The sequence below is a fragment of the Christiangramia lutea genome (genome assembly GCF_022489035.1).
Classification (GTDB): domain Bacteria; phylum Bacteroidota; class Bacteroidia; order Flavobacteriales; family Flavobacteriaceae; genus Christiangramia; species Christiangramia lutea.
Genome location: NZ_JAKVTV010000001.1, coordinates 19,388 through 32,396, shown reverse-complemented (window position 1 = coordinate 32,396; position 13,009 = coordinate 19,388). Strand labels below are relative to the sequence as shown.

The window sequence follows — 13,009 nt, the reverse complement described above, 5'->3', positions numbered from 1 at the left end:
CAGATGATCTATTTGATACACCAGGAAGGTAAAATTTTTGACAAAGTTTTTCGGGAAGAGCAAGAGTTGCCGATAAGAAGCAATTCACTTGTGGAAGCATTCTGGGAGCTTGCACAGAATTATTCAGGTGAAATACTAGTATGGGTTGAAAAAAGCCACTTCGAAAAGCTGAATAGACCTTATTTCAAGCAACACTTCGAGCATCAGAATATCATGACCTCTTATGCTATCAGGTCACGATATTTTTCAGATGAAATAGGTTATATAGATCAACTTCCATTCATCAATCCTCATTTAGGTGCAAAGTATCCTACCTGGTTAATGAGTACAGACGTTGGTGGAATCTTTGGAAAAACAGCAATAAAATTTCAGCAGCTTTTAAAAGATCAAAGGGGTTTTGGGTATCTAATCAATTCAATAGCTAAAATTGGACAGCAAAACTCGCTTTTGTGTTATTCCGATCCCGGACTAGTAAATCTAGAAAATAGAGAGGAACTCGAGTTTCAGGCCAGTAATTCTGATTTGTTCGCTTTTGTTGGCCAGCATTACAAGAAAGAATGGTTATGGGTATTATCGTATTGTTTTAAAAAATACCGAAAGGAAATACCGCTTAAGAAATTGGTTTCTGGACTATTGAAGACCAATTATTTTCAGGCTCAGCTTGAACTTGGCGAGATCGAAATTAAAAAAACAAAGAATGTCCTTAAGGAAGATTTAGATGTTGTGATCCCTACATTGGGGAGACCAGAGTATGTTCAACAAGTGCTCCAGGATCTAAAGGAACAGACTCTTCCTCCAGCAAAAGTGATCCTGATCGAGCAAAATCCTGATACATCCTCAGAATCGGAACTTGATTTTTTACAGGAAGATTGGCCCTTCATTGTTATACACCAATTCATACATCAAACCGGAGCCTGTAATGCGAGAAACATGGCATTAAAAGAGGTTAGTTCAAAATGGGTTTTTCTAGCGGACGATGATATCAGGCTTCCAAATAACCTATTGGAGCAATCAGTGATAGAATTGCGAAGGCTTCAGGTTGATGCACTTAACCTGGCATGTTTACAGCCAGGAGAAGAAGTGGTTTTCCGAAAAATAAAACAATGGGGCGCCTTCGGTTCAGGTACATCCATAGTCAAATCCCGCCTGGCCAGGCAATGTAAATTTGATGAAGTGCTGGAATTTGGGTTTGGGGAAGATCTTGATTTTGGATTACAATTAAGGGAAAAAGGATGTGATATAATATTCCATCCGAGGTTGAGTTTTACACATCTAAAAGCTGAGCGAGGGGGATTCAGGTCAACCGGGATCAATGAATGGGACAAAGAAGTTGTGGAACCTAAACCATCTCCAACTATGATGTATCTTATTAAAAAACATTATACAAAGGAAATGATAAGAGGCTATAAAGCTGCTTTATTCCTGAAATTCTATAGAAAACAGTCGATCAAAAACCCTTTAAGGTATTACAGGCTTATGCAGAAACGATGGAAAAAGAGTGAAGAATTGTGCGATGAATTGCGGGTTGATGTCATTGGTTCATGAAAAATGAAAATAAACTTACTTTTAGTCTGGTTGTTTGCACTTTTGAAAGGGCTGATTCCTTAAAAAGACTGTTGGAATCTGTTGAAGTTCAGAGCCATTATCCGGACGAGATAATTATTGTAGATGGTTCTATTGGATCTGAAACCAAAGAAATGCTGGAGAACAGGAAATTTCCTAATCTACAGTATTTCCAGGTTGAGGATAAAGATCGAGGATTAACCAGGCAACGGAATTTCGGGATAACCAATAGTGGAAATGTGGATGTTATCTGTTTCCTGGATGACGATATTGTTTTGGGACGGGAGTATTTTCGGGAATTGATAAAGACTTATTTAGAAAAGCAGGATGCGATCGCAGTAGGAGGTTGGATAAAGGATGAAACTCAATGGAGAAAAGTTTCGGAAACTTATACTCTGAGTGCCGATGAATTTGAAATGGATGAGTATATTCGAAAACTGGGACAGCGGAATTACCTAAGAAAGCGATTAGGTCTATTATCTGATCACCCACCGGGCTATATGCCTGAATTTTCCCATGGTCTTTCCACCAGTTTTTTACCTCCTTCCGGTAAATCTTATAAAGTTGAATTCTTTATGGGCGGAGTTGGGTCATATAAGAAGGAACTATTTCAACAAATAGGTTTTTCAGCATACTTTGAAGGATATGGTTTGTATGAAGATATGGATTTTTGCCTACGGGCATCCAGGATCGGTCAGTTATATGTAAACACAGCCGCTCAAGTTAATCATTTACATGAGGCATCAGGAAGGCCTGATCATTTTAAATACGGGAAAATGATGATAAGGAATGGGTTTTATGTTTGGAAGGTAAAAAATCCTAAACCAGGTTTAAAGGCTAGTTTTAAATGGAATATCATAAATTTACTGCTTTTAATTATAAGATTCAGCAATATATTAAATTCAAAAGATCACAAACGATCATTTAATGAATCATTGGGCAGAAGTGCAGGACTTGTAAGTCTTATTTTTTCGAAGCCTAAAATTAAAAAATGACTATAAGGAAAAAATATATTGTCTTATTCTTCCTTTTTATTTTAGGGGTTTTGCTAATCTTTAATTACAGATATCCTTTTCTCGTTTCAAAAAGCAAAGGCTGGTCAATTGGTTTTATGAAAACCGATGATCCACTAAAAAAGCTTGTTCCATCAAGATCGAATATCTTAAAAAGAGACACTTTGAACTCCATAACCATCGGTAATACACGGTTTATTGCTGATCCATTTCTATATTTTGAGGAAAATAATTTTTATATTTTTTTTGAACATCAAGAAAAGAAAGGACCTGCGAAAATAGGTTTGTTTCATTCCAATGACGGGTACAATTATGAATTTGAAGGAATTGTAATTGAAGAGCCCTTCCATCTTTCTTTTCCGCAGGTTTTTGAGTATAGAAATAAAAAATATATTTTACCCGAATCGGCATCTATCAATAACGTAGTTTTGTATGAATCGGTTGATTTTCCTGAAAAATGGGAATTAAGAGATACTCTTATCTCCAATATAAGTTTAAAAGATCCGGCCCTTTTAGTTTCGGATAATTTAAACCTGATCGTAGGAATCGACGATAACTACAAACAACGGGTATTTAAAAGTGATAGTCTTTTTGGTGATTGGGAGGAAGACCTCTCATTTAATATTCAAAAAGGGAATGAAATCAGGCCAGCGGGAAATTTTTTTTCTGTGGAAGGAGAATGGTATTTGCCTTTTCAGAATAATACGGAAGGTTATGGCTCAGGCGTTTCATTGTATAAATTAGATTTTGATAAATTCGAGAAATTAATAGAAAACCAATTATTTAGATCTGATTCAATTAGGTGGTTTGATAGGGGGATGCATCATTTGAATGTGAATTCTTTGAATGGAGGATTTTATCTGGTGTATGATGGTGATGAAGGATATGATGACGAATTTGATATTACAATTATCTCCTCTATAAAGTATAATTTAAGCGATCTTTATAACTATTTATTCAGATAAATTATTTTGAAGCTATTTCCATGAAAGCAGGTAATGAAATGATAAAGAGGCAGAAGGCTTTCTATGAGAATAAGGAAAAAAACCTTGTCACCAGATTCTGGTATTTTATAAGGAACAGGACACTTAATTCTTTCCGGAAAGAGCTTGGTCTTGAGGAAGAGATACACCAGCTTCACTTAAAGTGGCTGGGGGAACTTAAGGAAAAGAAGGTATTGGATCTCGGATGTTATGAAGGTAATTCACTCTCTTTTCACTTAGCTGAAAATTCGAAAGAATATGTTGGCATTGATCTTAGTGAAAGAGCCATAGATCACCTTAGCAAGCGTTTAAATAAATTTCCTCATGCCAGGGTTTATGCAGTTGACTTTTTATCAGAGGATTTCAAGGAAAAGGACTTCGACCTGATCTATGCCTATGGGGTTCTGCATCATTTTAAGGATACTGATGATTTGATCATTAAGCTGAAGGAAAAAATGAAACCCAATGGTCAAATTATTAGTTATGATCCTTTGAGTACGAGTCTTCCAGTAAAAACGGTACGCAAGTTATACCGACCTTTTCAAAGCGATAAGGACTGGGAGTGGCCATTTTCTAAAAAGGTATATTATAAATATGCTGAAAACTTTGAAATTCTGGAGAGAAAAGCGGTTTTAGGAAAGACAAAGTGGCTTTTCTTAATAAATGGTCTGCCAATATCAGCCGAAAAAAAATCAGCTATAAGCAAAAAATGGCATCAAGAGGATATCAGTTTTTCAAAAGATAGTGATAGGCATATGTTTCAGTGCATGCAGTTAACTATGCTAATGCAATTCAAAACCAATTAATGCGACTGGCAGTATTTACACATGCTGAACATTATCTTCAGGAAGGAACTCTTTCTTCATATTCACCATATGTTAGAGAAATGAATCTTTGGTTCGAACATGTTGAAAATATTACTGTTATTGCCCCGGTCAAAGATTCGTATGATAGAATTGATAAGGCGTATGAGAGATCTGATATTCAATTTTTAGCTCTTAAAACCTTAAATTTCACGAGCTTCACGAATAGTTTAAATTCAGTGATCAAATTGCCTGGCATAATATTTAGAATATTCAAAATAATGTTGAAGGCCGATCATTTGCATATTCGTTGTCCAGGAAATATTGGACTTTTAGCCTGTTTTTTACAGATTTTTTTTCCTGGTAAATCAAAAACCGTAAAGTATGCAGGTAATTGGGATAATGAGTCTCTTCAACCTTGGAGCTATAAGTTACAGAAGTTAATTTTAGCTAACGAATTCCTCACTCGGAATGCCCGGGTTCTGGTTTATGGAGATTGGCCGGATCAGGGCAGAAATGTATCCTCCTTTTTCACATCTAGTTTTTCCAATTCCAGCATTGGAAATTTTAAAAAAGATTTTAATGCTCCATTCAATTTTTTGTTTTTAGGTGCTCTTACTAAGGGGAAAAGGCCTCTATTAGCAGTGAAGATTGTTCAAGCACTGCTAAACAAAGGTCATGAACTAAGCTTAGATATCTATGGTGATGGAGAAATGTTTAATGAGGTCAACGATTATATTACAAAAAATGATCTTGAAAATGAGATCATTCTTCATGGTAATCAAAACTTTGAAATAATTAAAGAGGCATATAGAAAAGCACATTTTTCTATACTACCATCCAAAAGCGAAGGCTGGCCTAAAGCCTTAGCCGAAGCAATGTTTTTTGGTTGCGTGCCAATAGGAACACCTATTTCCTGCGTTCCTTGGATGTTAGGTAATGGTGAAAGAGGAATTCTAATTGAGCCAGAAGTTGTAATTGCTACTGAAAAAATAGCTGGATATTTAAGAGCATCTCATAAATTAAGTAAAATGTCTTACAAGGCTCAGGCATGGTCACAGAAATATACTTTGGAAAAATTGAGTTCAGAAATTAAAGGTTTACTATGAGGATTCTTCAGTTAATTGATACACTTCGCATAGGTGGAGCAGAAAGGACTGCAGTTAACTTCGCTAATTCTTTAGTTGAATTTGGTCATGAATCCTTTTTGGTAACTACCCGTGAAAAAGGAGATTTTGTAGATCTATTAAAATCAAGGGTTTTCTATAAACACATTAAAAAGAAGAATACTTTAGATCTCGTGGCTTTACATAAACTTCGGACCTATATCAGGGAAAATAAAATAGAAATAATACATGCACACGGTACATCTTGGTTTTTTGCAGTTCTATCTAAACTAGCTGGAGCCAGAATAAAAATAATATGGCATAATCACTTTGGTGATTCTCAAAATATGCCTCTATATCGCTTAAGTATTTTAAAATTATTCTCATCTAATTTTAATGGTATTATTTCAGTAAATCATGATTTGAGTATTTGGGCAGACCGTCATCTAAATTGTAGTAAGTCTTTGAATCTTCCTAATTTTGTGGTTTTTACAGAAGGAAAACAATCTAAGGCTAGGGAATTTAATAATCTGGTTTGTTTAGCTAATCTCAAACCGGTAAAAAATCATCCAATCCTACTGAAAGCCTGTGATCTCGTATACGAGGAAATAGGAATAAAATTACATATAATAGGAGTTGATTTAAATGATTCATATTCATCATTTTTAATAAAAGAGTTTGAAAAAAGGCAGTATGTGATTTTTCATGGTGGGATTATAGACCCACAACCAATACTAAGTAAGATGAACATTGGTATACTATGTTCGAAATCGGAAGGTTTACCTTTAGCTTTATTGGAATACGGTGTAGCGGGACTTAGCGTGATTTCAACCAATGTTGGTGCCTGTAGTGATGTCATAGGTGATAATGGACAAGTTGTTTCCACTAATGATTATAGAGCTTTAGCGAATTCGATTAAAGTATACTTAACTAATAAAGAAAGATATCTAAGAGATTCCTTAAATTTCAAAAATGGAATTTTTGATCATTATTCGTCAGAAAAAGTTATTCCGACCTATTTAGAATTCTGTTTGAATTTATGACCAAATTTGATAAAATAAATAATCAATTTTATCTCAAAATGTTAATACTACATTTTGGATACGGTTTATTGATTTATCTTGTTCCGTCCCTAGCTAAATTTGTTTTATTAGGTATAATTAGTTCATTTCTTTTTGTTATCATCGATCGAAAAAATAAAGGTAACGAAGCACTTATGGCTGCAGCATATATTGCAGGTGGGGAAGTTTTTTTTCGACAAACAAGTGCTGTTATATTTTATGAAACAGGCAAATATGCTGTAATTGTTTTCTTGGTAATAGGAATGTTTTTTAAGGGTGCAAGTTCTAAAACTGTGCCTTTCTGGATATATTTATTGATCCTTTTTCCTGGAGTAGTTATGGTAACTTTTACAATGAGTTATGATTTTGAATTTAGGAAACAGGTAGCTTTTAATCTAGCCGGACCGGTATGTTTGGGTGTGTCTGCATTATATTGCTATTATAAAAAAATTAAAAAGGAGGATTTTCAAAGGGTTTTTTTAATGTTGCTTATGCCCATAATTGCACAAGCAGTTTATCTTCTTTTCTACACCCCAAGTTTAGATGAGGTTCGAATTAGTTTTTCGGGAAATTACGCGTCTACAGGGGGATTTGGACCGAATCAAATCTCAACGGTAATGGGACTTGCGGTATTTTTATTGGCGACAAGACTTTTCACAATAAAATCCTTTAGAATTAATATTATAGATTCACTTTTATTAATTATGGTGGGCTATCGAGGGGTAGTATCTTTTTCTAGGGGGGGGATTGTAACTGCAATTCTTTGTATTATTGCTTTTCTGATTTTCTTTTATACTAAACAAAATCTAAAAGCTGTTCGAAAAACGAATTTAAAAATTATAGGGGTTGTAGTAATATTTACGATAGTATGGATTTTCACCTCCTTGGAGACAGGAGGATTAATTGGCAACAGATACACCAATCGAAACGCTCTAGGACAGGTAGAAGATGATATTACAACTGGGCGGGTAGAATTAATTGAAACAGAATTAAGCGCATTTTACCATCATCCTATTACAGGAATAGGAGTGGGTAAGGGAAAAGAATACCGGGAAGAAAATTTGGGAATTGGAATAGCAACCCATAATGAATTAAGCAGATTGCTTGCAGAACATGGTGTCCTGGGAATTATAGCATTGTGCATAATTGTAATAGTTCCAATAACCTTTTGGTTCAAATTTAAAAATAATTATTATTTCCTGGCTTTTGTTACATTCTGGTTTATGACCATTAATCACTCAGCGATGCGTATTGCTTTACCGGCATTTGTATATGGGTTAGCCTTATTATATATAGTAGATGAAAAAAAGAATCCTGTACATAGGAAACGACTTACAGGTTGATAGCTTTACGGTAACCTATATTTCCTTTTTTAGTAAGATGCTTAGGAAAGAGGGCTATAAAGTCAAAACTGCCTCCACCAGAAACAATAAGGCCTTAAGGCTAGCGGAAATGTTAGGATTGATCGCAAAGCATAAAAATGAGACTGATATCGTGCTTATTGATACCTACGGAGCGATGAATTTCTATTATGCATACCTGGTTGGAAAAACCTGTGATCTTTTCGGCCTGGAATATATCCCTATTCTGCACGGAGGAAATCTACCGGAAAGGCTGGAGAATTCGAGGAAATTGAGTCGGAGTCTTTTTGGAAATTCAAAAGTGAATATAGCACCCTCCAGGTTCTTATTTGATATTTTCAGATCAAACGGTTTTGAAAATACCCAGATCATTCCCAATGCGATCAAGGCAGAAAATTATCCATTCAAAAAGCGAACAGAATTCAGGCCTAAGCTGCTTTGGGTAAGACGCTTTCAGAAAAGGTATAATCCGTTTATGGCTTTGAAAGTTTTGCGGATCCTTAAACAATCCTATCCAAATGCAAGTTTATGCATGGTTGGCCCGGAAAAAGACGGGACGATGAAAAGCTGTAAAAAGCTGGCTGAAAAGTATAACCTGGAGGTTAGGTTTACGGGGAAATTGAGGAAAAAACACTGGGCCGATCTTTCAAAGAATTATGATTTTTTTATCAATACAACTTCAGTGGATAATACCCCTATAAGTGTAATTGAGGCGATGAGCCTTGGACTTGGTGTGGTAAGTACCAATGTAGGTGGAATGCCGTTCCTTATTGAAAATGGTCATGACGGAATTCTGGTAGGGGAGACCGATGATAAGGCGATGGCCAATGCTATTATAAATATCATTGAGAATCCAGGCCAGGGAACAGAAATATGCCAGAACGCCAGGAAGAAGGTAGAACTTTTTGACTGGGAGGTAGTAAAAGATGAATGGAATAAGGTGCTTAGGTAATGAGCAGGATACTTTATATTGGTAATAAACTTGAAAAACATGGGTTTTCTCCAACCAGTATAGACACCCTAAGCCCGGCATTAGAATCAGAAGGTTTTAAGTTGAAAGCAGTGTCCTCAATAAAGAATAAACCGCGAAGATTACTTGATATGCTCTGGAATATACTTAAAAACTATTCTTCCAGGGATATAGTTCTAATAGATACCTATAGTACAAGCAATTTCTGGTATGCCGTTTTGAGCGGACTCCTTTGCAGAAGGCTATCCATCCCCTATATTTTTATATTACACGGAGGAAACCTTAAGTTCAGATTGGAAAAAGCATCTAAATCAATCCTTAAAATATTTCAAAATGCTCAGGCTTGTGTGGTACCTTCTCATTTTCTGATGAATCATTTGGAAGTCCTTAATCTTCAAAATCTTCAGCATATTCCCAATACTATTGAGCTTTCTAAATATGATTTTAAATTAAGGAATTCTGTGTCTCCAAAACTTTTTTGGGTGCGGTCCTTTGCCGAAATCTATAATCCAATACTGGCGGTTGAGGTACTAGAGGGATTATTAAAGAATTATCCGGAAGCAGAATTGTATATGGTAGGTCCTGAAAAGGATCGTAGTTTCAGGGAGGTTAAAGAACTTGTGGAAAAGAAAAACCTTCCCGTTGTATTTACCGGAAAACTCGATAAAGAAGACTGGATCCGGCTGTCCAAAGATTACGATATTTTCATCAATACTACCAATATCGACAATACCCCGGTTAGTGTAATGGAAGCCATGGCCCTTGGCCTTCCTATAGTTTCCACAAATGTTGGTGGCATACCTTTCCTTATTGATGATGGAGAAAATGGATTACTAGTCGAACCTAAGAATTCTGAAGCCATGAGGATAGCTATTGAAAGGTTATTGGGTAATGCCAAGCTTGCAGAAGGTTTGAGCCGGAATGGGAGAAAATCGGTTGAAAAATTCGACTGGGATAAAGTGAAAGCTGAATGGATAGAATTGCTAGGTTAAAAATTTTATATTAGCCGTACCGATAAGCTGATCAGAAATGTCTAAGAAGCCCCTATTCCATTTCGAAATATCTGAACGTAAAGTCTTACTGAGGTTATTCGATATGGTCTCAGTTTTGCTTGCCCTGGCAGTGGTAGGAATCATTTTTAATTTTGATTATTTCAGGATAGACAGTGATAACTGGGTCTGGACATTGGTATTTCTTATTTACCTGAACCTCTTCGGAAATATATTTGAGCTATACGACCTGCAGAAGGCCGATCGGTTTGACAGTGTTTTAAAGAATGTACTGTTAACTACTAGCCTAACAGTACTTTTCTACATGCTCACGCCATTTTTTACTCCGAGTTTGCCTGAGAACAGATTGCAAATCCTGTTCTTTTTTCTTTCGGTAGCAGGGGCATTATTGGTCTGGAGGTCTCTTTATATCAGTTTGATATCCTCTCCTAGGTTTTATAAAAGAGTTCTGGTGGTTGGTGATTCCTTCGATATTAAATTGATAGCAGAGTCCCTTCAAAAGACAGATCCTAATTATATTATTGCCGGTTATATCAATACAGATCAGAAATTTAAGACGGAATTCGACAGGTCGGAATTGTTGCGTTTCGAAGTGGAAGATCTGCAGCAAGCTATAATAGACCATCATATCAATGAAATAGTTGTAGCAAGTGGGTACCAAAAGGGACTTATGTTGTCGCTTTATAATCAATTAAGTGAATTGCTTAAAAAGGGCTTCCCTATTAGGGATTATACCCAGGTGTATGAAGAGATCACCATGCGGATACCGGTACAGAATGTGGATAAAGATTTTTACAGGTATTTCCCTTTTAGCAGAAGTAATCAAAATAAGTTCTACTTACTTATTTTCAGGGTATTTGATATTATCGTGGCGATCCTGGGAATTACCTTTGGATTTCTTGTTACTCCCTTCATTCTTATATCCAATCTTTACGGAAATCGCGGGAAGTTGTTTTATAAACAGGAGCGGGTAGGGAAGAACGGAAAGATTTTCAATATAGTGAAGTTCAGAACAATGAGAAAAGATGCTGAAGCTTCAGGTCCTCAATTCGCTCAAAAGAATGATTACCGTGTCACCAAATTTGGTAAATTCCTAAGACGTTCCAGGCTGGATGAGATACCTCAGTTCTACAACGTGCTTATGGGAGACATGAGTATGATAGGCCCCAGGCCAGAGCGCCCTGTATTTGTAAAAAAACTATCAGAACTTATACCATTTTATGAAACCAGGCACGTGATAAAACCTGGTCTAACCGGTTGGGCACAGGTGATGGCAAATTATGGTGATTGTCATGATGATAGCCTGGAAAAACTTCAGTATGATCTTTATTATATCAAGCACCGGGGGATTTTCCTGGACCTTAGTATTATACTGAAAACTTTAAGTACGGTAATATTTTTCAGAGGACAATGATTAATTGATAGTTGAAAATTCCCAATTATTAATTTAAATTGATTATCCATTATCCATTTAGCATTGGCTAAGCTGGTCTTTTCCTTTTGAATTTTACCATAGAGAACAGGAAAATAAACAGAGCCAGGAACTGGGCAATTCTAGCCAGATAATCTCCGTATTTTACATAAAAGGTCTTTTCCCTATTAATACCGACTTTTCCTCTGAAGCTTCCCTGTTTTTCATAGCCTAATTGTTTTTCGACATTTCCCCTGGAATTGATTATTGCGGAGATACCGGTATTTGCACTTCTGGCTACAAATCTCCTGGTTTCCACAGCTCGCAATTTTGCATAGCTTAGATGTTGTTTATGGCCTTGAGTATTTCCCCACCAGGCATCATTGGTGATAATACTTAGAAAGCCGGCTCCATTCTTTACATAGCCGGTCACATATTCCCCGTAAACCGATTCATAGCAGATAATGGGGGCAGTGCCAAAGCCATTGTTTAACCAGAGTACTTCCCGGTCTTCCTGGGTGGTCTTCATAGCTACCGTACCGCCAAGGTCTATCATAATATTACCAAGAAGTGGTTTTAAAATGCTCTGATAGGGAAAGTTCTCGACACCTACCACCAGCTTCGATTTATGATATAATTGAATATTGTTGGAATTATTTCGAGTGATAAAGGCAGAGTTATAATCATCATACCAGGCATTGCTATCTGGTATTCTATTGCTCTGTTTGGCTACCTTAGATGGATCCTGAAATATGTCAATCATGCTAATTCCACCGAGGAAACTCATGTCAGGATTTAACCGGCTAATCTGTTCGCCATAAAATACAGCTTCAGAATTGCTGAAGGCTGAGAGCCTCGTGCCATCTGCAAAAACCGTTTCAGGTGCGAGGACGAGATCTGTAGAATCTGAAAGTGATTCTTGGCTAAGCTTTAATAATAGTTCCCCAATAATGGAATCGTTGGTAGTATATTTTTGAGTATAGGGATTAATATTGGGTTGCAGAATTACGACCTCCAGGCCCTTATCTGGCTCCTGATAATCATAATAAATGAATAGGGAAATTCCTAAGGGAAGAAAGATGAGGGCAGAGATCTTTAAAGCCGCACGGTAAAGTATAGGTTTTTCCTTAAACTGTAGAAATTGAAGGACAGCCTTAAAAACAGCAATATTAACTAACCAAATCCATAGAGTGCCACCAAAAGTTCCAGTGTATTCATACCACTGAACCCAGCTGATATATTCAGAAAAGACATTACCCAGATTTAACCAGGGCCATGAGAAATCCCAGTTTAGATGAATTTTTTCGAAGACCATCCAGATACTAACTAAGAATGCCGAGGCTGCGCTAAATCCAGTTCTTTTGGCCACCAGATGATAAAGTAAAAAAACGAGGGACATCAGGAGGGAATTAGCCAAAATGGCAAATATTCCACCAAAAGGAGTAGAAAAGTAGATCCAGTAAGTGGTTGTAAGATTCCAGATAAAAAAGCTGAGGTAGGACAGGCCAAACACCTTTAACCTGACCTGATTCTTCGAGTAATTTCTAATATTGAACTCGGCCAGTAATAATGGCACAAAAGCGAAAAAGATAAAAAGTGGAAAACCGTAAGTGGGCCAGGAGACTGCGAGGAGGAGTCCGCTCAAAATTACAAGAAAGCTGTTCTTCATAGTTCTTAGGTCTGTTCAAAAATAGGAAACTTCTGCCTGAACGGCTGAACAAAATTCAA

Annotated in this window: 11 protein-coding genes; 10 read left to right on the top strand and 1 reads right to left on the bottom strand. The window is 36.5% G+C overall.

Features of this window, described 5'->3' with window-relative positions; translation table 11 throughout:
• The first annotated feature begins 3 nt into the window (after nt 1-3).
• Genes ML462_RS00150 through ML462_RS00105 form a run of 10 tightly spaced genes read left to right on the top strand, consistent with a single transcriptional unit; the run spans nt 4 to nt 11,284 of the window.
• On the top strand, nt 4-1,545 hold the full coding sequence (locus tag ML462_RS00150) for a glycosyltransferase family 2 protein (RefSeq protein ID WP_240711709.1): 1,542 nt from the start codon (nt 4-6) through the stop codon (nt 1,543-1,545).
• Nucleotides 1,542-2,558: a glycosyltransferase family 2 protein gene (locus ML462_RS00145; RefSeq protein ID WP_240711708.1), complete on the top strand. Its 1,017-nt coding sequence runs from the start codon at nt 1,542-1,544 to the stop codon at nt 2,556-2,558. The genes ML462_RS00150 and ML462_RS00145 overlap by 4 nt, the downstream gene beginning before the upstream one ends.
• A complete protein-coding gene (locus tag ML462_RS00140) occupies nt 2,555-3,541 on the top strand; it encodes a glucosamine inositolphosphorylceramide transferase family protein (RefSeq protein WP_240711707.1) in 987 nt (328 codons plus the stop codon). The genes ML462_RS00145 and ML462_RS00140 overlap by 4 nt, the downstream gene beginning before the upstream one ends.
• Nucleotides 3,542-3,561: 20 nt before the next feature.
• Complete coding sequence (locus ML462_RS00135) at nt 3,562-4,365, top strand: class I SAM-dependent methyltransferase (protein WP_240711706.1); 804 nt, start codon at nt 3,562-3,564, stop codon at nt 4,363-4,365.
• Nucleotides 4,365-5,471, top strand: coding sequence for a glycosyltransferase (locus ML462_RS00130; protein ID WP_240711705.1), 1,107 nt, complete (start codon nt 4,365-4,367; stop codon nt 5,469-5,471). The genes ML462_RS00135 and ML462_RS00130 overlap by 1 nt, the downstream gene beginning before the upstream one ends.
• Nucleotides 5,468-6,511, top strand: a complete 1,044-nt coding sequence (locus ML462_RS00125; RefSeq protein WP_240711704.1) for a glycosyltransferase — start codon at nt 5,468-5,470, stop codon at nt 6,509-6,511. Before ML462_RS00130 ends, ML462_RS00125 begins: the two co-directional genes overlap by 4 nt.
• Complete coding sequence (locus tag ML462_RS00120; RefSeq protein WP_240711703.1) at nt 6,508-7,872, top strand: O-antigen ligase family protein; 1,365 nt, start codon at nt 6,508-6,510, stop codon at nt 7,870-7,872. Before ML462_RS00125 ends, ML462_RS00120 begins: the two co-directional genes overlap by 4 nt.
• Nucleotides 7,829-8,842 carry a glycosyltransferase family 4 protein gene (locus tag ML462_RS00115; protein WP_240711702.1) on the top strand — a complete coding sequence of 338 codons (1,014 nt, stop codon included), beginning with the start codon at nt 7,829-7,831 and terminating at the stop codon, nt 8,840-8,842. The genes ML462_RS00120 and ML462_RS00115 overlap by 44 nt, the downstream gene beginning before the upstream one ends.
• Entirely contained in the window at nt 8,842-9,852 is a 1,011-nt protein-coding gene (locus ML462_RS00110) for a glycosyltransferase family 4 protein (protein ID WP_240711701.1), read from the top strand. Before ML462_RS00115 ends, ML462_RS00110 begins: the two co-directional genes overlap by 1 nt.
• Nucleotides 9,853-9,889: 37 nt before the next feature.
• Nucleotides 9,890-11,284 carry a sugar transferase gene (locus ML462_RS00105; protein ID WP_240711700.1) on the top strand — a complete coding sequence of 465 codons (1,395 nt, stop codon included), beginning with the start codon at nt 9,890-9,892 and terminating at the stop codon, nt 11,282-11,284.
• Nucleotides 11,285-11,351: 67 nt separating this feature from the next.
• On the opposite strand, the gene lnt is transcribed toward ML462_RS00105, so the two are convergent.
• Nucleotides 11,352-12,950, bottom strand: a complete 1,599-nt coding sequence (gene lnt, locus ML462_RS00100; RefSeq protein ID WP_240711699.1) for an apolipoprotein N-acyltransferase — start codon at nt 12,948-12,950, stop codon at nt 11,352-11,354.
• Nucleotides 12,951-13,009 lie beyond the last annotated feature (59 nt).